This is a genomic window from Ideonella aquatica (assembly GCF_018069755.1).
GTDB classification, from domain to species: domain Bacteria; phylum Pseudomonadota; class Gammaproteobacteria; order Burkholderiales; family Burkholderiaceae_C; genus Ideonella; species Ideonella aquatica.
The window spans coordinates 251386-275011 of sequence record NZ_JAGQDE010000001.1 but is presented as its reverse complement, the minus strand read 5'-3'; the positions used below and the strand labels follow the sequence as shown (position 1 = coordinate 275011).

Genomic DNA, 23626 nt, shown 5'->3' with positions numbered 1-23626 from the left:
GCCCCGAGGCACCGCCATGGGTCTGAGTCTGATCGCCCCCTACCTGGCGGTGCTGTTGCTGGCCGTGGCCGCGCACCTGGGCTGGCGACGGCGCCGCCAGCGCCTGGACGCGCAGGCGCATGCGCAGAGCATTGCGGCTGGCCTAAATGAGCCGGCCACGCTGCACCCGGTGGTGGATCCGGCGCGCTGCATCGGCTCGGGCACCTGCGTGCGTAACTGCCCCGAGGGGGCGCTGGGCATCGTCGGCGGCAAGGCGGTGCTGATCAACGCCTCGGCCTGCATCGGCCACGGCGCCTGCCACGCAGCCTGCCCCTTTGATGCGATCAGCCTGGTCTTCGGCACCGCGCGGCGCGGCGTCGACATCCCTCTGCTGCAGCCCGACTTCCAGACCAATGTGCCGGGCATCTTCATCGCTGGCGAGCTGGGCGGCATGGGCCTGATCCGCAAGGCCGCCGAGCAGGGCCGCCAGGCGATGGAGGCCATCGCCCGCGGCCGGCCTCGGGCGGTGGACGCCGACGAGCTGGACGTGTTGATCGTCGGTGCGGGCCCGGCGGGCCTCAGCGCCGGCCTGGCGGCGCTGGAACGCGGCCACCGCTTCGCGATCCTGGAGCAGGAGAGCTCGCTGGGTGGCTCGATCTTTCACTACCCGCGCCAGAAGGTGGCGATGACGGCACCGGTGACACTGTCCCTGGTCGGACTGGTGCGCATGAACGAGATCAGCAAGGAGGACCTGCTGGCCTTCTGGCATGGCGTGACGCTGAAGCACCAGTTGCCGATCCACTACGGCCAGCGCATGACCAGCGTGCGGGCGCTGGACGACGGCGGCTTCGAGGTGCAGACCGGCAGCCGCGCCTGGCGCGCCCGCAGCGTGCTGCTGGCGATCGGCCGGCGCGGCACGCCGCGCACGCTGGAGGTGCCGGGCGAGGACCTGCCCAAGGTGGCCTACCGGCTGATCGACCCGGTGCAGTACGCCGGCCAGGCGGTGCTGGTGGTGGGCGGCGGCGACAGCGCGCTGGAGGCGGCGATCGCGCTGGCCGGCGAGGCCGGCACCCAGGTGACGCTGAGCTACCGGGGTGAGGCCTTCTCACGCGTCAAGGCCAAGAACCGCGACACGCTGGCGGCGCTGCAGCAGGCCGGCCGCCTTGAGGTGCTGCTGGCCTCACAGGTGGAGCGCATCACGCCCGATCAGGTGCTGCTGCGCCGCGCCGACGGCCAGACCCGGGCACTGGACAACCAGGCCGTGATCGTCTGCGCGGGCGGCGTGCTGCCCACCCCGCTGCTGCAAGAGATCGGCATCCGCTTCGAAACCAAGCACGGCAGCGCCTGAGGGCACCGCCGCTGTCGGCGTTCAGGCGCCGCGGATGCGCGCCACCAGGGCCTGGGTGAAGGCCGCGGTGCCGGCCTTGCCGCCCAGGTCGCCGGTGCGCACCTTGTCGATGTTCAGCGTGGCATCAATCGCCTGGCGCAGGCGCCGGGCCTTGTCGAGGTGGCCCACGTGCTCCAGCATCATCGCCGCGGCCAGCATCAGCGCCACCGGGTTGGCGATGCCCTGGCCGGCAATGTCCGGCGCGCTGCCGTGCACCGCCTCAAAGATGGCCGCGTCGGCGCCGATGTTGGCGCCCGGCGCCATGCCCAGGCCGCCCACCAGGCCCGCCACCAGGTCGGAGAGGATGTCGCCGAACAGGTTGGTGGTGACGATCACGTCGAACTGCCAGGGGTTGAGCACCAGCTTCATCGCGCAGGCATCGACGATCACGGTGTCGAAGGCGATGCGGCCCTTGTACTTCTCCTCGTAGAGCTGCTCGCCGGTCTCCTTGAAGATGCCGGTCAGCGCCTTCATGATGTTGGCCTTGTGCACCAGCGTGATCTTCTTGCGGCCGGTGGCGATCGCGTGTTCGAACGCGTACTCCAGGATGCGACGGCAACCGGCGCGGGTGTTGATGCCGGTGGCCATGGCCACCGCGTGCGGGTCGCCGTCGATCTGCACGTAGTGCTCGTGGCCGATGTACAGGCCCTCGAGGTTTTCGCGCACCACGACCAGGTCGATCTTGTCGAAGCGGCCGCCGGGGATGACGGTCAGCGCCGGGCGCAGGTTGGCGAAGAGCTTGAACTCCTCGCGCAGGCGCACGTTGGACGAGCGGTAGCCGCCGCCCACCGGCGTCTCCAGCGGGCCCTTCAGGGCCAGCCGGGTGCGGCGGATGCTGTCCAGCGTGGCTGGCGGCAGCGGGTCGTTGCAGGCCTGCACACCTCCCAGGCCGGCGGTCTGCGCGTCCCAGTCGAAGGGCGCACCCAGCGCATCGAGCGCGGCGAGCGTGGCCTCCATGATCTCGGGCCCGATGCCGTCGCCGGCAATCAGGGTGGCGGGGATGCGGGCGGTGGGATCGGACATCGCGGGGGGCCTCTCAGTGCAGGGAATGCGCCGAGGATAACCCCCCGCGTTGTCAACGCGCTGTCAGCGCCGTTCAGGCCGGCACGCTGGGCAGGCCGGACAGCGCCATCGCCAGTTCGGCCGCGTCGTAGTCCTGGTCCACCAGCTTGCCGCTGAAGTAGTCGGAGTAGGCCGCCATGTCAAAGTGGCCGTGGCCGCACAGGTTGAACAGGATCACCTCGGACTTGCCCTCGCGCTTGCAGCGCAGCGCCTCTTCGATCGCGCCCTTGACGGCGTGGTTGGCCTCGGGGGCCGGCACGATGCCCTCGGCGCGCGCGAAGGTGACGCCCGCCTCGAAGCAGGCCTTCTGGTGGTAGGCCACCGCCTCGATCAGGCCCAGCTCCTTGCAGTGCGAGACCATCGGCGCCATGCCGTGGTAGCGCAGGCCGCCGGCATGGAAGCCCGGCGGCGTGAAGGTGCTGCCCAGCGTGTGCATCTTGGTCAGCGGCGTCAGGTGGGCGGTGTCGCCGAAGTCGTAGGCGTACTTGCCGCGTGTCAGGCTGGGGCAGGCGGCGGGCTCCACTGCAACGATGCGGCGCTTGCGCCCGCCCCGCAGTTGCAGGCCGATGAAGGGGAAGGCGATGCCGGCGAAGTTGCTGCCGCCGCCGGTGCAGCCCACCACCACGTCGGGGTCGTCGCCAGCCATGGCCAGCTGGGCGATCGCCTCCTGGCCGATGATGGTCTGGTGCAGCAGCACATGGTTGAGCACCGAGCCCAGCGCGTACTTGGTGTCCTCGCGCTGCGCGGCCAGCTCCACCGCCTCGGAGATGGCGATGCCCAGGCTGCCCGGATGATCAGGGCGCTGCGCCAGGATGGCGCGGCCCGACTGGGTGAGCTCGGACGGCGAGGCCACGCAGGTGGCGCCGTAGGTCTCCATCACCGCGCGGCGGTAGGGCTTCTGGTTGTACGACACGCGCACCTGGAAGACCTGCACCTCGATGCCGAACAGCGCGCCGGCAAAGGACAGCGAGGTGCCCCACTGGCCGGCGCCGGTCTCGGTGGTCAGCTTGCGGATGCCGGCCTGCTGGTTGTACCAGGCCTGCGGAATCGCGGTGTTGGGCTTGTGCGAGCCGGCGGGGCTGACGCCCTCGTACTTGTAGTAGATCCTGGCCGGCGTGCCCAGCGCCTCCTCCAGGCGGCGCGCGCGGTGCAGCGGGCTGGGGCGCCACTGGCGGAAGACCTGGCGTACCGGCTCGGGGATCTCGATGTAGCGCTCGGTGGACACCTCCTGGCCGATCAGCGCCATCGGGAACAGCGGCGCCAGGTCATCCGGGCCCACTGGCTGCAGCGTGCCGGGGTGCAGCACCGCGGGCAGCGGCACCGGCAGGTCGGCCGCCAGGTTGTACCAGTCCTTGGGCATCTGCTCTTCGCTCAGCAGGTACTTGATCGTGTCGCTCACGGGTGCATGCTCCTCGTTCGTTGTGCAGGGATTGGCCGCTCGGATTGGGTCCGCTCGGCATTAAGGGCAGAATGCGCGCCGTGCTGCGGCGCAGCACGCGCTGCCTGCCCGAACATCCTGCCCTGACCCGAGGGAGCTGACGATGAGTGTTCACCCTGCCGAATCCACCGCCCCTGCGGCGCGTCAAGCGATGAGCCTGCCGCGCCTGCGCGACCTGGCCGCGCGTGGCGAGAAGCTCACGATGCTGACCTGCTACGACGCCACCTTCGCGCGCGTGCTGGAAGACGCTGGCGTCGAGATCCTGCTGGTTGGCGATTCGCTGGGCAACGTGATCCAGGGCGACACCAGCACCGTGCCGGTGGCCCTGGTCGACATGGAATACCACACCCGCTGCGTGGCGCGCGGCAAGCGCAGCGCCTGGCTGGTGGCCGACCTGCCCTTTGGCGCCTATGAGCGCTCGCCCGAGCAGGCCTTCGACTCGGCGGTGAAGCTGATGCGTGCCGGGGCGCAGATGGTCAAGCTCGAGGGCGGCGGCGTGCTGGTCGACACCGTGCGTTTCCTCACCGAGCGCGGCATCCCGGTTTGCGCCCACCTGGGCCTGACGCCGCAGCGCGTGCATGCGCTGGGCGGTTTCCGGGTGCAGGGCCGCGACGACGCCGGTGCCGCCGTGCTGCGCGCCGACGCCAAGGCCATGGCCGAGGCCGGCGCCGCGATGCTGGTGCTGGAGCTGGTGCCCTCCAGCGTGGGCCGCCAGATCACCGAGGACAACCCAGGCCTGCTGACGATCGGCATTGGCGCCGGGGCCAGCACCAGCGGCCAGGTGCTGGTGCTGCACGACCTGCTGGGCATCACGCCCGGCAAGCGCCCGCGTTTCGTGCGTGACTTCACCCATGTGCCCGGCAGCGAGGTGGGCCTGGGCATCCGCGATGCGGTGCGCACCTACGTCGACGACGTCAAGGCGCTGCGCTTCCCCGACGAATCGATCCACGGCTTCTGATCCCCATGCGCGTCATTCACACCCTGGCTGAACTGCGCGAGGCGCTGGCGGGCCACGCACGCACCGCCTTCGTCCCCACGATGGGCAACCTGCACGCGGGTCACCTGTCGCTGGTGCGCGAGGCGAAGCGCCACGGCGGCCCGGTGGTGGCGAGCATCTTCGTCAACCGCCTGCAGTTCCTGCCGCACGAGGACTTCGACCAGTACCCCCGCACGCTGGAGCGCGACTGCGCGCTGCTGGCGCCCGAGGGCTGCGACATCGTCTTCGCGCCCTCCGAGCGCGAGCTCTACCCCGAGCCCCAGGCCTACAAGGTGGCTCCACCGCCGGCGCTGGCCGACATCCTGGAAGGCGAGTTCCGCCCCGGCTTCTTCACCGGCGTGTGCACGGTGGTGATGAAGCTCTTCCAATGCGTGCAGCCCGCGGTGGCGGTGTTCGGCCAGAAGGACTACCAGCAGCTGATGGTGATCCGCGGCATGGTGCGCCAGTTCGCGATGCCGATCGAGATCATCGGCGCCCCCACGGTGCGCGCCGACGACGGCCTGGCGCTGTCCTCGCGCAACGGCTACCTGGGCGCCAGTGAGCGCAACGAGGCGGTGGAGCTGTCGCATGTGCTGCAGCAACTGGCGGCCGGCGCCCATGACCCCGCCCGCGCACTGGCGGCGCTCGAAGCCGACGCCGCTGCCGCGCTGCGCGGCCGGGGCTGGGCGCCCGACTACCTCACGCTGCGCCGCCGCGCCGATCTGCTGCCGCCCACCGACGAGGAGCGCCTGAACCGCATCCCGATGGTGGCGTTGGGCGCGGCGCGCCTGGGCAGCACCCGGCTGATCGACAACCTGGAGTGCTGAGCGCCCTCACGGCTGAGCGCCTGAGCGGCTGAGCGTCAGGCGCGCGATACCATCGCCCCAGCCCCGCACCGGCGGGGCCAGGGAGTCCAGATGCATCCGAGACATCGGCCGCGTGCCTGCGCGGTCCTGCTGGCCGCTGCCGCTGCCAGCGCTGGCGCGCAGACCGCGCCGATCGAGCGCGTCACCGTCTACCCCGGCCTGGCCGAGGTGGAGCGTGTCGCCCGCGTCGCGGCCGGCAGCCGCGAGCTGGTGCTGGACTGTCTGAGCGCCCAGTTCGACATGGGCACGCTGCGCATCGAGGCGGATGCCGCGGTACGCACCGGCGCGCTCAGTGCGCTGAACCGCCCGCGCGAGCAGGCGCCTCAGTGCCAGGTCACGCCGCTGGACGAACGGGTCAAGGCGCTGGAGGACCGGCTGGCCGCGCTCGACGCCGAGCACGAGGGCCATGCGCTGGCGCTGGGCTATCTGCGTGCGCTGGCCCCGGCCGACCCGGCCAGTGCGCCGCGCCAGAGTGCACCGGCCGGATCACTGGCCCAGCAGGTGGCCGCGCTGCAGAAGGCCGGCCAGTCGGCGCTTGGCGAGCAGCACCGCATCGAGCGCGCCCGCGAGGCGCTGCGCCGCGAGCTGGCCCCGCTGCAGGCTGAGCGCGACCGCCAGCTGCAGCAAGGCGGCGAGGTGCGTCAGCTGCGCATCGCGCTGGCCGCCAGTGGCGATGGCCAGATCCGCCTGCGCTACCAGGTGCCCGGCCCGACCTGGGCACCGGCCTACCGCGCGCAGCTCGACAGCGCCAGCGGTGCTCTCGAGATCGAGCGCCTGGCCCAGGTGCTTCAGCGCAGCGGCGAGGACTGGCGCGGCGTGGCCCTGGTGCTGTCGACCGGGTCGCCGCGCGCCGCCACCGCCGGCCCGCAGCCGCGCCCCTGGACGCTGGCTGTCCGCGAGCGCGAACCCGCCGCCGAGGTGGCGGTCCAGTCGATGCGGCTGAAGGCTGCGCCGGCCGCCGCCCCGGCGCCTGCCATGGCGACGGCCGATGGACTGGACTTCGCGGTGCAGATGCAGGAGGGCGAGTACGCCACCGAGTTCGTGCTGCCCGGCAAGGTCGACATCGGCAGTAGCGCGCAGCGGGTGGCGCTGAGCCTGGGCCGCCAGCGCTTCAGCGCCACGCTGCTGGCGCAGGCGGTGCCGGCGCAGGACGCCAGTGCCTGGCTGCTGGCCGAGCTGCCACGGCCCGCCGGCATCTGGCCCGACGGCCCGCTGCAACTGCTGCGCGATGGCCAGGCGGTGGGCAGCAGCACGCTGCGCCTGGGCCAGCGGGCCACGCTGTCGCTGCCCTTCGGCCGCGACGACAAGATCCGCGTGCAGGTGCTGCAGCCACCGGCCCAGCAGGCCAGCACCGGCTTCATCGGCCAGCGCAGCGAGCGCCGCGTGGCGCGCCGCTACGAGATCGAGAACCGCCACGCCACGCCGATCGAGCTGCGCGTGCTTGAGTCCAGCCCTGTCAGCACCGACGAGCGGGTGCAGGTGGACAAGCGCTTTGAGCCCGCGCCGCTCACGCAGGCGTGGCAGGACGAAGCCGGCGTGGTGGCCTGGCAGCGCCGCCTGGCCGCTGGTGAGCGCTGGACACTGCAGGCCGACTACCAGATCACCTGGCCCAAGGACCAGCCGCTGGCCGAGCGGCGCTGATCAGGCGCCCAGGCGCTGGCTCAGCGCCTGGGCGGCCGCCGTCACCGCGCCGACGAAGCCCGGCTGGTGCCGGGTGGAGCATGCAGCTAGTTCGGACAGGCCTGCGACGGCTTGGGCAGGCTTGACACAGGCACCCGGGTCCAGGTCCCGTCGCTGGCAGCCCTCAGCTGCACAACACTCACCGTGCAGACACCTGTGCCAGGCCGCTCGAATACGGCTTCGTAGCGTTCTCCGGCCTGAGGCTCGAAATAGGCTTCCGCACGACAGGTGTCGAACACCGGCGCCGACGGGCTGATCACCAGGGTCTGCATGCTGCTGGCCAGGATCGACAGGGGTCGCCCGGTCTCGATTGCCACCTCGGTCATCTGGGATGCAGGCACCGCTGGTGGTGACGGCATGCCGAGAGTCTCTGGCTGACTGAGGAGATTGGCGACACCCAGGAGCGCGGTTCGGTAGACCTTGCGGCCTCCACAAAACGGGAACTGGCCAATGATCACGCTCGCATTGGCCGAACTGGTCGTGTACAGGCGCACCTGGGAAATCGCTGCGCCGGCCGGCGGCTGGTACTTTGGAATGGCGCAACCTGCCAGCAGCAGAGCAGCAACCCACGGAAGCATCGACAGCCACCGCGGCGGCCGGTTGAAACACATCGTCGGCTTCATCCCTCTCCCTTCGCTGAAACTTGGCGTCAGATGATCCTACCAGCCTGCGACAGGTCGACCCTGGATCCGGCTGTCAGGCGCCCAGACGAGCGCTGAGCGTGCTCGCCGCGTGCCTCACCGCGCCGACGAAGCCCGGCTGGTGCCGGGTGGTCGGCAGCGTCAGGGTCAGGGCGCCCAGCAGGCGCTGGCCAGCGCCGAAGACCGGCGCAGAGATGCCGGTCAGGTCGGGCACCCGGTCGCCCGACATCACCACCACGCCATCGCGCCGGATGGCGTCGTAGACGCGGCCGGCGCGGCCTTCAAAGGCCAGCAGCACCCGCCCACCGGCGCCGCGGTCCAGCGGCAGCAGGTCGCCGGCACGGATGTGGTCGCGCAGCAGCTGGGGCGAGTCCTCGCGGTACAGGCACAGGCGATGGTCGCCGCGGCGCACATGAAAGGCCGCGCTCTCACGCGTGGCCCCCACCAGCGCGCGCAAGGCGGGCGGCACCGCAGCGGCCAGCGCGTCCTCGGGCTGGGCCTGGGCGCCCAGGCGCATCAGCGTGGGGCCGGGCGCATAGGCCTCGCCCTCGCGCACCAGAAAGCCGGCGTGCAGCAGCGAGGCCAGCAGGCGCAACACCGTGCTCTTGTACAGGCCGCTTCGACGCGACAGCTCGGCCAGGCCCAGCCGGGGCGAGCCGTCCTCGAAGGCGCACAACAAGCCCAGCGCACGGTCGACCGCAGCCACGCCGCCGGGGGCAGGATCCAGGTCAGTGGCCGAGGGCTGGGCAGCGGAGCGGGGCATGCGCGATAATTAATGGAACGTTGTTCTATTAGACAGAATCAATGAACGCCTCGTCAAGTGCAGCGCCCACGGTGCTGATCAGTGAGGTCGGCCCGCGCGACGGCCTGCAAAGCGTGCGCGCCACGATGCCGCTGGCCGCCAAGTGCGCCTGGATCGACGCGCTGGCCGCCGCCGGCCTGCGCGAGATCGAGGTCGGCTCCTTTGTCTCGCCCAAGCTGCTGCCGCAACTGGCCGACACCGCCGAGCTGGTGCGCCATGCGCTGCGCCACCCGGGCCTGACGGTGATGGCCCTGGTGCCCAACCTGCAGGGCGCACAGGCCGCCGCCGCGGCCGGGGTACACAAGATCACGCTGCCGGTCTCGGCCAGTCCGGCGCACTCGCTGGCCAATGTGCGCCGCACACCGCAGCAGATGCTGGACGAGGTGCGCGCCGTGCTGGCCTGGCGCGCCGAGCACGCGCCGCAGCTGGCGGTGGAGGTGGGCCTGTCCACCGCCTTCGGCTGCACCCTGCAAGGCCCCGTGCCCGAGGACGAGGTGATCGCGCTGGCCGAGGCGCTGGCCGAAGCGGGCGTGGACGAGGTCGGCCTGTCCGACACCACCGGCATGGCCCACCCGGCGCAGGTGCGGCGCCTCTTCACCCGGCTGCGCGAGACGATCGGCCAGAAGGCCGGCGCCGCCCACCTGCACAACACCCGCGGCCTGGGCCTGGCCAATGCGCTGGCCGCCTGGGACGTGGGCGTGCGCACCTTCGACGCCTCGCTGGCCGGCCTGGGCGGCTGCCCCTATGCCCCCGGCGCCAGCGGCAATGTGGTGACCGAGGACCTGGTGTTCCTGTTCGAGGCCATGGGCGTGGCCACCGGCATCGACCTGGACCGCCTGATCGCCGCCCGTGCGCCCCTGGCCGCCGGCCTGCCCGGTGAGCCGCTGTACGGCATGCTGGCCGAGGCCGGCGTGCCCAAAGGCTTCGTCCCCGCCACCCGGATCCCCACATGAGCGCCACCACCCTGCCCTACGCCGACACCCGGGTCGTCGAATTCACCCACATGGTCATGGGCCCGACCTGCGGCCTGGTGCTGGCCGACCTGGGGGCCGAGGTCATCAAGGTCGAGCCGCTGGAGGGCGATGCCACGCGCCGCCTGCTGGGCTCAGGTGCCGGCTTCTTCCCGGTCTTCAACCGCAACAAGAAGAGCCTGGCGCTGGATGTGAAGGACCCGCGCGGTCTGGAGGTGGTGCTGAAACTGGTGGCCACCGCCGATGTCTTCAGCGAGAACTTCCGCAGCGGCACGATGGACAAGCTGGGCCTGGGCTGGGCGGCGCTGTCGGCGCTGAACCCGCGCCTGGTCTATGTCACCCACAAGGGCTTTCTGCCCGGCCCCTACGAGCACCGCACCGCGCTGGACGAGGTGGTGCAGATGATGGGCGGCCTGGCCTACATGACCGGCCCTGAGGGCCAGCCGCTGCGCGCCGGCAGCAGCGTCAATGACATCATGGGCGGCCTCTTTGGCGCCCTGGGCGCGATGGCCGCACTCAAGGCCCGTGAGACCACCGGCCGCGGCCAGCAGGTGCAAAGCGCCCTGTTCGAGAACAACATCCTGCTGGTGGCCCAGCACATGATGCAGTTCGCGGTGACCGGCCAACCCCCGCGACCGATGCCGCAGCGCATCAGCGCCTGGGGCATCTACGACGTCTTCACCGTCAAGGACGGCGAGCAGATCTTCCTGGCCGTGGTCAGCGACGGCCAGTGGCGCAGCTTCTGCGCCGCCTTTGGCTTCGCCGATTGGGCCGACGATCCGCGCCTGACCACCAACAACGGCCGCGTGCAGTCACGCGACTGGCTGATGCCGGCGCTGCGCGAGGCGTTGGGAGGCTGGCGCGCGTCGGCGCTGGCCGCGGTCTTCGAGCGCGAAGGCCTGCCCTTCGCACCGATCAGCCGCCCGGACCAGCTGATGCAGGACCCGCACCTGCGTGCCAGTGGCGGCCTGGTGCCGGTCACGCTGCCCGACGGCCGCGAAACACTGACCCCACTGCTGCCGCTCACGCTGGACGGCCAGCGCCCACCGCTGCGCTTGCACCCACCGCAGGTGGGCGAGCATGGCGACGCGCTGCTGCACGCGTTGGGCTACCGCGACGGCGAGATCGCCGACCTGCGCGCGGCCGGCGTGCTGGGCTGATCAGGCCAGCAGGCGCGCCACCACCGCGGCAGCCGGCTCGTCTCGCGCCAGCGCATGGGCGGTGCCCGCCCACAGCGGCGAGAAGTCGCCCCGGCCCTGGCCTTCGGCCCAGGCGCGCAGCGGGGCCAGGTCGGCACTGGCCAGCGGAAACGCCGGTGCGTCGTCACAGATCGGTCCGGCGTCGCGCATCAGGCGGTTGGGCAGACCTCGCGCGGGGCGGCCCGAGAAGAGATTCGTCAGCGCGGTCTCGCCGCCCACGGTCAATGCGGCGCGGTGGATTGCGCTGGTGTCGGCCTCGGGGCAGCGCAGGAAGGCCGTGCCCACCTGCACCGCGGCGGCGCCAGCGCCCAGCGCCTCGCGCACCGCAGCGGCGTCAGCGATGCCGCCCGCCACGATCAGCGGTGTGGCACCGGCCAGCGGCCTCACAGCGGCCAGCAGCGCGCGCCACCCGGCCTGGTCCGACACATCCAGGTCCTCGCGCAGGAAATGGCCGCGGTGACCGCCCGCCTCCAGGCCCTGCAGGATCAGCGCGTCGACACCGGCGGCCAGCAGCCAGCGCGCCTCATCCACCGTGGTGGCGCTGCTCCACACCCGGCAACCCAGCGCGCGCACCCGCGCCAGCAGCGCCGGCTCGGGCAGGCCAAAGTGGAAACTGACGATGGGCGGCGGCGCGCTGGCCAGGGCCTGGGCCATGGCCAGGTCGAAGGGATGTCGCGTCGGCCGCGGCATGCCGGTGGGCGCCGGCAGGCCGGCCTCGGCGGCATAGGGCGCGAGACGGGCGTGCCAGCGGGCGAGGCGCGGGGGGTCGTCCGGCGGCGGTCGGTGGCAGAAGAAGTTGACGTTCAAGACACCGGGCCGGTCCGCCGCCCATTCAGCCAGCGCCCGCGTCAGCGCAGCAGCATCCAGCATGCCGGCCGGCAGGCTGCCCATCGCACCGGTGGCGGCCACGGCGCGCGCCAGGCGCAGGCCTTGCGAGCCCGCCATCGGGGCCTGGATCAGGGGCAGTCGGGCGAGGGAATGCAGCAGCGTCATGCCGGCATCCTGCCACGCCCGCGGCCGCTCAGGCGCTGACGCCCACCTGCAGCGTGGCCACGAAACCGTCGGTGGCGTTGCCGGTCACGGTGGCGAGCTGCAGCACCGCGCTGTCGTTGCCGAAGACGTTGTCGCTGGCCAGTGAGATGTTGGCAAAGTTGTTGGCGCTGGCGTCATAGCCCGCCACCACGCCATAGACCTGCGAGCAGGCGGTGGCCGGCAGCGCCAGCTGCGAGGTCTTGACGTCGTTGGCACCACTGGTGGCCGAGGCCAGGCTGGGGTAGACCTCGAAGTGGATGTGGGGCCAACGGCCGCTGTAGCAGCCCGGGAAGACCGTGGTGAATGTGACCTGGCCCTTGGCGTCGCTGACCTGCACGCCACGCAGAAAGTTCTCGCCGGCCACCGCGCTGGAGTACATCGAATACTCGCCGTCGCGCGTGGCATGCCACAGGTAGACCGCATAGCCTTCCAGCACCGCGCAACTGCTGCCGGTGTTGACCAGGGTGAGCGTCACCGTCAAGGGCACGCCTTCGGCGGTGCCGGACGCCGTGTCCACACTGCTGCGGATGTCGCTGCGCACGATGCCGCTCAGCAGCAGTGCGTTGGCCACGCCACGGCTGGTGCTGTTGGTGCCGTCGCCCGGGTAGGGGCCGGCGGTCTCGCTGGGGATGGTGCTGCAGGTCCCGCTGTCGGTGCTGCCCGAGCTGTCGGTGCTGCTAGAGGTGTCGGTGGTCGACGAGCTGCTGTCGCTGCCCGCGTCGGTGCCGCCACCGCAGCTCCACAGGCCCAGCGGCGCGAAGCCGGTGGCGATCAGGCCCAACGCGCGGCGGCGGGCGGCTTGGCTGGACAAGAGGGCATCGAGGTTCGCGGGCATGGTGGTGGCAGATGAAGAAGACAGGTCTTCATGCTGCTGCCGCCAGGTTTCGCGACTGTTGCGCGATGATGGTGCCCGGCAAAGCGGGCGAGACTCAGCGCTCGATGCGCGCCCAGGCCGAGTGGTTGTGGATCGACTCGAAGTTCTCGACATCCACCCGGTAGCGGCCAATGCGCTCGTCGGCGTTCAGGCGCAGCGCGACATCGCGCACCAGGTCCTCGACGAACTTCGGGTTCTCGTAGGCGCGCTCGGTGATCCACTTTTCGTCAGCGCGTTTGAGCATCGGCCAGATCTCGCTGGAGGCCGACTCCTCGGCGAAGCGCACCAGCTCATGCCACTCGATGGGTCGAGCCAGCGGGTCGCGCAGCTCCACGCGGATGGTCACCAGCGAGCGCTGGTTGTGGGCACCGTAGTCGGAGATCTCCTTGGAGCAGGGGCACAGGCTCTTGACCGGCACCCCCACCTCGGCCCAGATGGCCGTGCGGCCGTCGCGGCGCTCGGCGACCCAGGCTCCCGCGTAGTCGAGCAGGCTTTGCACACCCGACACCGGCGCACGTTTGCGCAGGAAGAACGAAAAGCGCGCCTCGACGCGGCCCTCCTGGGCGTGCAGCTTGTCGAGCATGGCGTCGAGCTGCAGCTTCAGCGTGGCGGCGTCCAGCGGAGCCTGCTGCTCCTCGAGCCAGGCCACGAAACGCGACATGTGCGTGCCCTTTTGGTCGGCAGGCAAGGCCACGTCGAGGTTCCACAGCGCAGCGCTCTGCTGCACCTGGCCAGCCACGCGCAGGCTCAGGGGATAGCGCACATCCTTGACACCCACGCGCTGGATCGCCAGGCGGCGCTCATCGCGCTCACTCTGGGTGTCGGGAATATGCAGGGCGTCGGTCAGCTGATTCATGGACGGTCAGGGTCGGCAGGCCTGCAGCATGCCACTTCGGCGGCCCCGTGGTGCTTGAAAGGGTTGATCGCCGCGTTCGAAAAAATGTGTCAGGCCGCGGCAGTGCGCTCGGTTTCGGCCGGCTTGACCAGGGCCAGCGGTGTGGCGCCGAAGCGCTGCACGATGGCTCGCTCGATGCCGGCGGCATCCAGACCGCACATCGACAGCAGCTTGGCCGGGTCGCCGTGCTCGATGAACTCGTCGGGCAGGCCCAGGTTCAGCACCGGCACGACCACACCCTCGGCGGCCAGGGTCTCCAGCACGGCGGCGCCCGCTCCGCCGGCCACACAGCCTTCCTCGAGCGTGACCAGCGCATCGTGGCTGCGCGCAAGCCGCAGCACCAGGTCGCGATCCAGCGGCTTGGCAAAGCGCATATTGGCCACCGTGGCGTCGAGCTTGTCGGCCGCCTCCAGCGCCGGGTAGAGCAGCGTGCCAAAGGCCAGGATGGCGATGCGCCGGCCTTCGCGGCGCAGCTCGCCCTGGCCCCAGGGCAGTTGGTCCAGCTGCGGCTCAATGGCCACGCCAGCACCGCTGCCGCGCGGATAGCGCACAGCCACCGGGTGGTCCTGGTGGAAGGCGGTGGTCAGTGCGCGGCGGCATTCGCGTTCATCGGCCGGCGTCAGCACGCTCATATTGGGCACGCAGCGCAGGTAAGCGATGTCGTAGGCGCCCGCATGGGTGGCGCCGTCGGCGCCCACCAGGCCGGCGCGGTCCAGGGCGAAGACCACCGGCAACTTCTGCAGCGCCACGTCGTGGATCAGCTGGTCGTAGCCGCGCTGCAGGAAGGTGGAGTAGATCGCCACCACCGGCTTCAGGCCTTCGCAGGCCAGGCCAGCGGCAAAGGTCACCGCATGCTGCTCGGCAATGCCCACGTCGTGGTAGCGCGTGGGGAAGCGGCGCTCGAACTCGACCATGCCCGAGCCCTCGCGCATCGCCGGGGTGATGCCCACCAGCCGCGAGTCGGCCGCTGCCATGTCGCACAGCCACTGGCCGAAGACCTGGGTGAAGGTGGGCTTGGGCACGGTGGTCGGCTTTTGCAGACCGATCTTGGGATCGAACTTGCCAGGGCCGTGGTAATTGATCGGGTCGGCCTCGGCCAGTTCGTAGCCGTAGCCCTTCTTGGTGACGATGTGCAGGAACTGCGGGCCTTTGGCGTCGCGCAGGTTCTCGAGCGTGGGGATCAGCGAATTCAGGTCGTGGCCGTCGATCGGGCCCACGTAGTTGAAGCCGAATTCCTCGAAGATCGTGCCGGGCACGACCATGCCCTTGGTGTGCTCCTCGAAGCGCTTGGCGAACTCGTACAGCGGCGTGTGCTTGAGCACGCTCTTGGCGCTCTCGCGGGCAGCGGCGTAGAACTTGCCGCTCATCAGGCGCGCCAGGTAGCGGTTCAGCGCCCCCACCGGCGGCGAGATCGACATGTCGTTGTCGTTCAGGATGACCAGCACATCAGGCAGGCCGGCGCCACCGGCGAAGCCGCCGTGGTTCAGCGCCTCGAAGGCCATGCCACCGGTCAGTGCGCCGTCACCGATCACTGCCACACAGTGGCGCTGCTCACCTTTCAGGCGAGCGGCATGGGCCATGCCCAGCGCGGCCGAGATGCTGGTGGACGAATGGCCCGTGCCAAAGGTGTCGTAGTCGCTTTCAGCGCGCCGAGGGAAGCCACTGATGCCGCCCAGTTGCTTGAGCGTGGCCATGGCCTCACGGCGGCCGGTGAGGATCTTGTGCGGGTAGCTCTGGTGCCCCACGTCCCAGACGATGCGGTCGTGCGGCGTGCTGTACACGTAGTGCAGCGCGATCGACAGCTCCACGGTGCCCAGGTTGGACGACAGGTGGCCACCGGTGCGGCTGACACTGTCCAGCACGAACTGGCGCAGCTCATCGGCCAGCGTGCTGAGCTGCGAGCGGCCTAGCCGGCGCAGATCGGCCGGGCTGTCGATGCTGGCCAGCAGTGCGGCGGGAACGGGCGGTTGAGGCATGGTGCGGTTCAGTTGTTGCGCTCGACCAGGCGGTCGGCCAGCCAGGCCAGGCGGGCCGGCGCGGGCAGACCGGCACGGGTCAGGGCGGACTGGGCCTGGTCGCGCAGGGCGATGGCGTAGGCCTGGGCACGCTCCAGGCCCAGCGTCGAGACATAGGTCGGCTTGTTGGCGTCCTGGTCCTTGCCGGCCGTCTTGCCCAGCACTTCGGAGTCCTGGGTGCAGTCAAGGATGTCGTCGACCACCTGGAAGGCCAGGCCGATCGCATCGCCGTATTCGGCCAGTGCGGCCCAGGCGTCGGCACTGGTGCGGCCGCAGGCCGCGCCCATCAGCACGCTGGCCTGCAGCAAGGCACCGGTCTTGCGGCGATGCATGTCACGCAGCTGGGATTCGTCCAGCGGCTTGCCAACACTGGCCAGATCGATGGCCTGGCCGCCAGCCATGCCGGCCGAGCCCGACGCGCGGGCCAGCAGGCGCACCAGACGGGCCTGCAGCGCGGGCTCGATGCCCTCATCAGGGGTCAGGACTTCAAAGGCCAGGGCCTGCATCGCGTCACCTGCCAGCATGGCCTGGGCCTCGCCGTAGGCCACGTGGGTGGTGGGCTTGCCGCGGCGCAAGGCGTCGTCGTCCATGCAGGGCATGTCGTCGTGGACCAGCGAGTAGGCGTGGATCAGCTCCACGGCCACCGCCGAGCGCATCGCCGCCAGGGCTTCGCCCTGCACGGCTTCGGCCGCCGCCAGCACCAGCAGCGGACGCAGGCGCTTGCCGCCGTCCAGCACGGCGTAGCGCATGGCCAGGCCCAGGCCGGCCGGCGCCGCGGCCGGCACCAGGTTGTCAATGGCCGCCTCGACCTCTGCCAATTGGTGGCGAGCCCAGGCCTCGCAGTCGTCGATCTTCATGGGTTGTTCGTCCAGGGCTTGAGCTGCCCGTCCTCCAAGACCTTGACCTGCTGCTCCACGGCCTCCAGGCGGCCGCGGCAGAACTCAAGCAGCACGGCAGCGCGCTGGTAGCTGCCCAGCAAGCGGTCCAGCGGCAGTTGTCCACCTTCCATGGCCGCGATCAGGCCGTCGAGTTCGGCCAGGGCCTCCTCGTAGCTGGCGGGCTGACCCGGGTCGGCCTTGGGGCTGGAACGCGGCATGAAGTCAAGAGCAGTGCAAACCGTGATTGTAGTTGGGCGCACACCACACGGGGCTGACACGGCGCTGCAGCGCAACAACCCCTGCAGACCGGTTCACACCGCGCGGGTAGAATCGGCGCCCCCGCGGGCAGTGCCGGCGGCAAGCACCTTCTTCATCACCTTCGACAATCCCGCCCGCGGGGCCACCGGGCGGGGGGTTCACTGACACTTGGAGATCCTGGGGATCATGTCGGACCTGAGCACTACGCTGGAAGCTCTGGAGCGCACGCGCTCTCAACTCTCTGTTTTCACCTATTTCGATGAGGACCTGTTCCGCCGCGAACAAGCGCTGATCTTTCAGCACGGTCCTCGGTACCTCAGCCATGAGCTGGCGGTGCCAAATGTGGGCGATTACTACGCCCTGCCGCAGGAAGGCGAAGGCCGGATGCTGGTGCGCACCCCCAAGGGGGTGGAGCTGGTCTCCAACGTTTGCCGCCACCGCCAGGCCATCATGCTCAAGGGGCGGGGCAACACGCGCCACAGCGTGGTCTGCCCGCTGCACCGCTGGACCTATGACCTGCATGGCCAGCTGATCGGTGCGCCGCACTTCGACCACGACCCCTGCCTGCACCTGAACAACTACAAGGTGCGCACCTGGAACGGCATGGTCTTCGAGGACAACGGTCGCGACATCGCTGCCGACCTGGCCGGCCTGGGCCCGCGCGCGGCGCTGGACTTCTCCGGCTATGTGCTTGACCACGTCGAGATGCACGAGTGCCGCTACAACTGGAAGACCTTCATCGAGGTCTACCTGGAGGACTACCACGTCGGCCCCTTCCACCCCGGCCTGGGGCGCTTCGTCACCTGCGATGACCTGCGCTGGGAGTTCGGCAGCCATCACTCGGTGCAGACGGTCGGTCTGCACGACCAGCTGCGCCAGACCGGCTCGCCCACCTACGCCCGCTGGCGCGACGAGGTGCTGCGCGTGCACGACGGCCAGTTGCCCGAGCAGGGCGCGATCTGGCTGACCTACTACCCGAACATCATGATCGAGTGGTATCCGAAGGTGCTGACCGTCTCCACGCTCTACCCGGTCAGCGTGGACCGCACGCTCAACGTGGTGGAGTTCTACTACCCCGAGGAGATCGCCGCCTTCGAGCCCGAGTTCTGCCAGGCCCAGCGCGCCGCCTACATGGAGACCTGCCTCGAGGACGACGAGATCGGCGAGCGCATGGACGCCGGCCGCAAGGCCTTGTTCGATCGTGGCGACGACGAGGTCGGCCCCTACCAGCAGCCCATGGAGACCGGCATGAAGCACTTCCACGAGTGGTACCGCCGCGTGATGGGCATGGGGCGGCCGTCCTGGTAAGGGTAAACACCTGTCAGGGTGGCGGATCCTGGCGCGACTGAAGGGTGTCAGGCCAGACCTGGCAACCCTTCAACCTCCCAGGAGATGCTCATGCCCACCACCAAGACCCCCGCCACGCTCGCGCTGGCCGCCACCTGTGCCGCGCTGTTCGCGCTGGGCGCCCCCGCCACGGCGCAGGCCGCGGGCGACAAGGGCGTGCAGTGCGCCGGCGCCAACAGCTGCAAGGGCCATTCCGAGTGCAAGACGGCCAGCAACGAGTGCAAGGGCATGAACGGCTGCAAGGGCCAGGGCTGGACCCATGCCAAGTCGGCCGAGGCCTGCACCAAGGCCGGCGGCAAGCCGATGGCGGCCAAGTAAGCCGAAGGCCATGGGCAGCGGCTTCGGCATCGGCCTGCGCACCGAGCACTACGGGGATTTCCGCGCCCGGCCACCCCGCGAGTGGGGGTTGGACTGGCTGGAAATCATCTCGGAGAACTACCTGGTGCCGGGCGGCCGGCCGCTGGCCCACCTGGACGCCATCCGGCGCGACATCCCGATCGCCATGCATGGCGTGTCACTGGCGATCGGCAGCACCGAGGCGCTCGATCGCAGCTACCTGCGGGAGCTGCGCGCCCTGATCGACCGCGTCCAGCCCTGCCGGATCTCCGACCACCTGTGCTGGGGCCGTGTCGATCACCGCTACCTGCACGACCTGCTGCCCCTGCCCTACACTGAAGCGATGCTGCGCCACGTGGTCGAGCGCATCAGCCAGGTGCAGGACGCGCTGGGCCAGCGCCTGCTGCTGGAAAACGTGTCCAGCTATGTGGGCTGGCAGGCCGACGAGATGGACGAGGCCCGTTTCCTGGCCGAAGTGGCCCAGCGCGCCGACTGCGAGATCCTGCTGGACGTCAACAACGTCTGGGTCAGCGCCCAGCACCATGGCTTCGATCCCCAGGCCTTCATCGACGCCATGCCGCCCACGCGGGTCACGCAATTGCATCTGGCCGGCCACCAGATGACCGAAGACGGGCCGATCGACACCCACGACCACCCGGTCAGCGATCCGGTCTGGGCCCTGTACGCGCACACCGTGCGCCGGCTGGGCGCCGTGCCGGTGATGATCGAGCGCGACGACGCCATCCCGCCGCTGCCCGAGCTGCTGGCCGAACTGGACACCGCCCGGCGCGTGGCCCGCGCGGCGCTGTCCGAAGCGGTGCCGGCATGACCGTCGTCACCGCCCCATCGTCCGAGACGCTGCAACGGGCCTTCGCACACGGCCTGACCAGCGACGACCCCAGGCCAGCGTTGGCCGTGCTGCGCCCGCTGGGCGGCCGTGCGCCGCAGCTGGGCATCTACCGCCACGCCTACCGTGCCCGCCTGAGCGCGGCGCTGCGCGACAACCACCCGGTGCTGCACCGTGTGCTGGGCGACGAGGCCTTTGACGCGCTGGCCACCGACTACCTGGCCACCCACCCCAGCCAGCGCGCCTCGATCCGCTGGTTCGGCGACCGCCTGGCCGACTTCATCGCGTCCAGTGACCGGCCCCATGCTGCCGCGCTGGCCGACCTGGCCCGTTTCGAGTGGACGATGGGTCAGGTCCTCGACGACCCTGATGCCCCGGTGCTCGATGCCGCTGCGCTGCGGTCGCAGCCGCCCGAGGCCTGGGCGGCGTGGCCGCTGCGCCTGCACCCCGCTGTCCGCCTGCTGCGGCTGGACTGGGACATCACGCCGCTGTGGCAGGCGCTGCACGCCGACGATCAGGCGCAGACCGAACTGCCCACGGCGCATTGCCACCCGGTGCTGGTCTGGCGCCAGGGCCTGGCGCGGCACTGGCGTGTCGTTGGCGACGACGAGGCCACGCTGTTGCAGGCGGTGGCCGGCGGAACCGACATCGGCACGCTGTGCCAGGTGGCTGCGGCCCGCTGCGGCGATGCAGCGCCAGCGGAAGTGGTCGCCCATCTGCACCAATGGCTGGCCGATGGCGTTCTGACTTGACCCGCAGCAAGGCGGCACGGGGGCACCCCTCTGGTTAACCCTAGACCGGAGTATGCTGACCGGATCGTGTCTCCCGGGGCCTGATGGGCCCTGCCGCCGACGTGGACCAGCATTTCCTCACGCCGCTCTTCTCGCCCCGATCCATCATTGTCTTTGCCGGCAACCCGGAGGACCTGGACAGCCAGGCGCCGATGGCGCGGGCCCTGCTGACCGAGCTGACCCACAACGGCTTCAGCGGCCAGATCAGCTTCCTCGACATCGAGATGACCGGCACCTTGTCGGACCTGGCGCACACCCGGGCCGATCTGGCGGTGATCGCGCTGCCGCACGAGCAGATCGAGGCCGCGCTGGAAATCGCCGGGCGCATCCGCTGCCGCGCCGCGCTGGTGCTGTCGGCCAACCTGCCCGGCCCCGCCTGCGCCAACCTGCATGCGGTGGCCAAGCGCCATGGCGTGCACCTGCTGGGCCCCAATTCGCTGGGCTTCCAGCGGCCGCTGCTCAAGCTCAATGCCAGTGCGGCGGGGCCGATGGCGGCACCGGGGCCGCTGGCGCTGGTGTCGCAGTCGGGCGCGCTGACCTCGTCGATCCTGGACTGGGCGCGGCGCAACGGGGTGGGCTTTTCCACCGTGGTCTCGCTGGGCGCCAACACCGCGGTCGATCTGGCCCAGGTGCTGGACTTCCTGGCCACCGACGGCGCCACCCACAGCATCCTGGTCTACATGGAGGGCATCACCCACGCGCGGCGCTTCATGAGCGCGCTGCGCGCCGCGGCCTCGGTCAAGCCGGTGGTGGTGATGAAGGCCGGCCGCATGCCGGCGGGCACCACCGCGGCGCTCACCCACTCGGCGGCCATCGTCGGCGCCGACGACGTGTTCGAAGCCGCGCTGCGCCGCGCTGGCGTGGTGCGCGTGCGCGCCTTCACGCAGCTGTTCTCGGCGGCGCGCTGCCTGGCCTCGCGCTACCGGCCGGTGGGCAAGCGCCTGGCCATCGTCACCAATGGCGGCGGCCCCGGCGTGCTGGCCGCCGACTGGACCAACGACATCGGCCTGGAAGTGGCCCGCCTGGATCCCCAGAACCGCAACGCCCTGGCGCCGCTGCTGTCGCCCAGCGCCTCGCTGAACCAGGTGCTGGACCTGGGCGAGGACGCCACCGAGGCCCATTACAAAGCCGCCGTCGAGGCTTGCGGCAAGGACAGCGGCGTCGATGGCGTGCTGGCCATCTACGCCCCCAAGCCAGCCTGCTATCCCGGTGCTGACCCGGTGGTCATCGCCCAGGCGGTGATCGACGGCTCGGCCCGACTGGGCAAGCCGGTGGTGGCCTGCTGGATGGGTGACGACAGCGTGCGTCCGGCGCGCGAGCTGCTCAACGCCAAGCCGCTGCCCAGTTTCCGCACCCCCGAGGCCGCGGTGGACGCCTTCGGCAACATCGCCAGTTTCTACCAGAACCAGCAGCTGCTGACGCAGACGCCACCGCCGCTGTCCACGCTGGCCACGCCCGACACCGAAGGCGCGCGCCTGCTGATCGAGGGCGTGCTGGCCGAGCGCCGCCGCGTGCTGACCGAGATGGAGTCCAAGGCCCTGCTGGCCGCCTTCCACATCCCGGTCACCCGCACCATGCTGGCCCGCACCGCCAACGAGGCGATGCTGATCGCCAGCCAGCTGGGCTACCCGGTGGCATTGAAGATCGACTCGCCCGACATCAGCCACAAGTCCGACGTGCAGGGCGTGGCGCTGGGCGTGATGACCGCCACCCAGGTGCGCGACACCTTCAACGACATGCTGGCCCGGGTGGCCAAGGCCAAGCCCGGCGCGCGCATCAATGGCGTGACGATCCAGCCGATGAGCGGCAAGCCGCGCGGGCGCGAGCTCTACATCGGCCTGACCACCGACGACCCTTTCGGCCCGGTGATCACCTTCGGCGCCGGCGGCACGATGATCGAGCTGATCAACGACCAGGCGATGGAGCTGCCACCGCTGAACCAGTTCCTGGCGCGCCGGCTGATCGAGCGCGCCCGCGTGGCCGAGACCCTGGGCCACTGGCGCGGTGCGCCACCGGTGAACATCGAGTCGCTCGAGCAGGTGCTGCTGCGCCTGTCCGAGATGGTCTGCGCCCTGCCCCAGCTGCAGGAAATGGACATCAACCCGATCATCGTCGACGAGGACGGCGCGGTGGCGGTGGACGCCCGCGTGGTGATCGAGCATGCCGGTCCGCAGAACCAGGCCTTCCACCACCTGGCCATCCTGCCCTACCCGGCCGGCCTGGAGCGCGAGTGGCCGATGAAGGGTGGCGGCCTCTACACCATCCGCCCGATCCAGCCCGACGACGCCGAGATGCTGCAGGCCCTGGTCAAGAGCCTGTCGCCCGAGAGCCGCTACTTCCGCTTCGTCAGCTCGATGCAGGAGCTGCCGGCCAAGATGCTGGCGCGCTACACGCTGATCGACTACGACCGCGAGATGGCGCTGGTCGCCGTGCACACCGACCGCGTGCTGCAGGACGACGGCAGCTTCGTGGAGACCGAGCAGATCATCGGCGTCTCGCGCTACATCACCAACCCCGACCAGACCAGCTGCGAGTTCTCGCTGGTGGTGTCGGATGGCTACGCCGGCCAGGGCCTGGGATCGCGCCTGATGCTCAGCATCATGGACGTCGCCCGCACCAAGGGCCTGGCCGAGATTGAAGGCCTGGTGCTGGCCAACAACGACGGCATGCTGCGCCTGATGCGCAGCCTGGGCTTCCAGATCAAGCCCTTTGCCGAGGATGCCGACTTCAAGCTCTGCACCAAGACGCTGTAAGGGAGCAGCGATGCGGGCCGCCTAGAATCCGGGGTTGACCCGAACGAATATCCCCGGAGGACACCCATGCTCGACGACATCGACGACGGCGCCCGTGTAGGCGTCTGGACCACGATTGGCATCATCACGCTGCTGCTGTTCGGCCTGATCGGCGGCCTGGCTCTGCGCCAGTTGCACAAGTCGGCCGCACCCGCGCCTGCCGCAGCCGTGGCAACTGACGACGCCCTGATCGACGGCCCGCTGAGCGGCGAACTGGCCGGCACGCTGTTCTTCGCTGTCGGCTCGGCCGAGCTGCCCGCCGAGGCCGCCGCCGAGATCGCCAAGGCCCAGGCTGCCGCCACTGCGGCCGCGGGCAAGAAGCTGGTGCTGTCGGGCTTCCATGACGCCAGCGGCGACCCCGCCAAGAACGCCGAGCTGGCCAAGAACCGCGCCAAGGCCGTGCGCGCCGCGCTGGTGGCCGGCGGCATCGATGCCGCCCGCATCGGCCTGCGCAAGCCCGAGTCCACCACCGGTGACGGCACCGCCGACCAGGCCCGCCGCGTCGAGATCCGCCTGGTCGACTGACACAGCCCTGATCGTCGCGGGTCAGTCAGACCCGC

22 protein-coding genes are annotated in these 23626 nt (G+C 70.5%); 12 read left to right on the top strand and 10 right to left on the bottom strand.

The genetic code is table 11. The features are described from left to right. Positions 1-16 precede the first annotated feature (16 nt). Positions 17-1327, top strand: a complete 1311-nt coding sequence (locus KAK06_RS01270; RefSeq protein ID WP_247652572.1) for an NAD(P)-binding domain-containing protein — start codon at positions 17-19, stop codon at positions 1325-1327. Positions 1328-1348: 21 nt separating this feature from the next. Here the strand turns inward: KAK06_RS01270 and KAK06_RS01265 are convergent, their stop codons facing one another. Both KAK06_RS01265 and KAK06_RS01260 read right to left on the bottom strand, forming a co-directional pair. Then, positions 1349-2389: an isocitrate/isopropylmalate dehydrogenase family protein gene (locus tag KAK06_RS01265; protein WP_210799885.1), complete on the bottom strand. Its 1041-nt coding sequence runs from the start codon at positions 2387-2389 to the stop codon at positions 1349-1351. Between the two features lie 73 nt (positions 2390-2462). Then, positions 2463-3827, bottom strand: a complete 1365-nt coding sequence (locus tag KAK06_RS01260; RefSeq protein WP_210799883.1) for a TrpB-like pyridoxal phosphate-dependent enzyme — start codon at positions 3825-3827, stop codon at positions 2463-2465. A 100-nt stretch (positions 3828-3927) separates the two neighbouring features. Between KAK06_RS01260 and panB the strand changes: the two genes are divergently transcribed. The 3 genes from panB to KAK06_RS01245 all read left to right on the top strand — a co-directional run bounded on the left by panB (position 3928) and on the right by KAK06_RS01245 (position 7349). Further along, positions 3928-4824: a 3-methyl-2-oxobutanoate hydroxymethyltransferase gene (panB, locus tag KAK06_RS01255; protein WP_375140869.1), complete on the top strand. Its 897-nt coding sequence runs from the start codon at positions 3928-3930 to the stop codon at positions 4822-4824. Between the two features lie 5 nt (positions 4825-4829). Then, positions 4830-5669 (top strand): pantoate--beta-alanine ligase, encoded by an 840-nt coding sequence (gene panC / locus KAK06_RS01250; RefSeq protein WP_210799880.1) that lies wholly within the window; start codon positions 4830-4832, stop codon positions 5667-5669. A 90-nt stretch (positions 5670-5759) separates the two neighbouring features. After that, on the top strand, positions 5760-7349 hold the full coding sequence (locus tag KAK06_RS01245; RefSeq protein WP_210799878.1) for a DUF4139 domain-containing protein: 1590 nt from the start codon (positions 5760-5762) through the stop codon (positions 7347-7349). Between the two features lie 86 nt (positions 7350-7435). On the opposite strand, the gene KAK06_RS01240 is transcribed toward KAK06_RS01245, so the two are convergent. Both KAK06_RS01240 and KAK06_RS01235 read right to left on the bottom strand, forming a co-directional pair. Next, positions 7436-8011 (bottom strand): hypothetical protein, encoded by a 576-nt coding sequence (locus tag KAK06_RS01240; protein ID WP_210799876.1) that lies wholly within the window; start codon positions 8009-8011, stop codon positions 7436-7438. Between the two features lie 73 nt (positions 8012-8084). Further along, positions 8085-8792: an IclR family transcriptional regulator gene (locus KAK06_RS01235; protein WP_210799874.1), complete on the bottom strand. Its 708-nt coding sequence runs from the start codon at positions 8790-8792 to the stop codon at positions 8085-8087. Positions 8793-8833: 41 nt separating this feature from the next. Here KAK06_RS01235 and KAK06_RS01230 point away from each other — a divergent pair, with 41 nt between their 5' ends. Together KAK06_RS01230 and KAK06_RS01225 are read left to right on the top strand one after the other, a co-directional pair. Continuing rightward, positions 8834-9784 (top strand): hydroxymethylglutaryl-CoA lyase, encoded by a 951-nt coding sequence (locus KAK06_RS01230; protein WP_210799873.1) that lies wholly within the window; start codon positions 8834-8836, stop codon positions 9782-9784. After that, entirely contained in the window at positions 9781-10962 is a 1182-nt protein-coding gene (locus KAK06_RS01225) for a CaiB/BaiF CoA transferase family protein (RefSeq protein ID WP_210799871.1), read from the top strand. Before KAK06_RS01230 ends, KAK06_RS01225 begins: the two co-directional genes overlap by 4 nt. Here the strand turns inward: KAK06_RS01225 and KAK06_RS01220 are convergent, their stop codons facing one another. The 6 genes from KAK06_RS01220 to xseB form a co-directional block, all read right to left on the bottom strand. After that, positions 10963-11994, bottom strand: a complete 1032-nt coding sequence (locus KAK06_RS01220; RefSeq protein WP_210799869.1) for an NAD(P)H-dependent flavin oxidoreductase — start codon at positions 11992-11994, stop codon at positions 10963-10965. A 28-nt stretch (positions 11995-12022) separates the two neighbouring features. Beyond that, positions 12023-12844: an intradiol ring-cleavage dioxygenase gene (locus KAK06_RS01215; RefSeq protein WP_247652571.1), complete on the bottom strand. Its 822-nt coding sequence runs from the start codon at positions 12842-12844 to the stop codon at positions 12023-12025. A gap of 118 nt (positions 12845-12962) precedes the next feature. Continuing rightward, on the bottom strand, positions 12963-13763 hold the full coding sequence (gene folE2 / locus KAK06_RS01210) for a GTP cyclohydrolase FolE2 (RefSeq protein WP_210799866.1): 801 nt from the start codon (positions 13761-13763) through the stop codon (positions 12963-12965). A gap of 89 nt (positions 13764-13852) precedes the next feature. Continuing rightward, positions 13853-15778: a 1-deoxy-D-xylulose-5-phosphate synthase gene (gene dxs, locus KAK06_RS01205; RefSeq protein ID WP_210799864.1), complete on the bottom strand. Its 1926-nt coding sequence runs from the start codon at positions 15776-15778 to the stop codon at positions 13853-13855. Positions 15779-15786: 8 nt separating this feature from the next. Beyond that, a complete protein-coding gene (locus KAK06_RS01200) occupies positions 15787-16674 on the bottom strand; it encodes a polyprenyl synthetase family protein (RefSeq protein WP_210799862.1) in 888 nt (295 codons plus the stop codon). Then, positions 16671-16913, bottom strand: a complete 243-nt coding sequence (gene xseB, locus KAK06_RS01195) for an exodeoxyribonuclease VII small subunit (protein ID WP_210799861.1) — start codon at positions 16911-16913, stop codon at positions 16671-16673. Before xseB ends, KAK06_RS01200 begins: the two co-directional genes overlap by 4 nt. Before the next feature lie 226 nt (positions 16914-17139). Here xseB and KAK06_RS01190 point away from each other — a divergent pair, with 226 nt between their 5' ends. The 6 genes from KAK06_RS01190 to KAK06_RS01165 all read left to right on the top strand — a co-directional run bounded on the left by KAK06_RS01190 (position 17140) and on the right by KAK06_RS01165 (position 23591). After that, positions 17140-18261, top strand: a complete 1122-nt coding sequence (locus KAK06_RS01190; RefSeq protein WP_210799859.1) for an aromatic ring-hydroxylating oxygenase subunit alpha — start codon at positions 17140-17142, stop codon at positions 18259-18261. 90 nt (positions 18262-18351) lie between these two features. Then, positions 18352-18618 (top strand): BufA2 family periplasmic bufferin-type metallophore, encoded by a 267-nt coding sequence (gene bufA2 / locus KAK06_RS01185; protein ID WP_247652570.1) that lies wholly within the window; start codon positions 18352-18354, stop codon positions 18616-18618. A 10-nt stretch (positions 18619-18628) separates the two neighbouring features. Further along, positions 18629-19465, top strand: coding sequence for an MNIO family bufferin maturase (gene bufB / locus KAK06_RS01180; RefSeq protein WP_210799856.1), 837 nt, complete (start codon positions 18629-18631; stop codon positions 19463-19465). Continuing rightward, positions 19462-20235: an HvfC/BufC N-terminal domain-containing protein gene (locus tag KAK06_RS01175; RefSeq protein WP_210799855.1), complete on the top strand. Its 774-nt coding sequence runs from the start codon at positions 19462-19464 to the stop codon at positions 20233-20235. The genes bufB and KAK06_RS01175 overlap by 4 nt, the downstream gene beginning before the upstream one ends. 101 nt (positions 20236-20336) lie before the next feature. Then, complete coding sequence (locus KAK06_RS01170; RefSeq protein ID WP_210800159.1) at positions 20337-23027, top strand: bifunctional acetate--CoA ligase family protein/GNAT family N-acetyltransferase; 2691 nt, start codon at positions 20337-20339, stop codon at positions 23025-23027. A 66-nt stretch (positions 23028-23093) separates the two neighbouring features. Then, positions 23094-23591, top strand: a complete 498-nt coding sequence (locus KAK06_RS01165; protein WP_210799853.1) for an OmpA family protein — start codon at positions 23094-23096, stop codon at positions 23589-23591. Positions 23592-23626 lie beyond the last annotated feature (35 nt).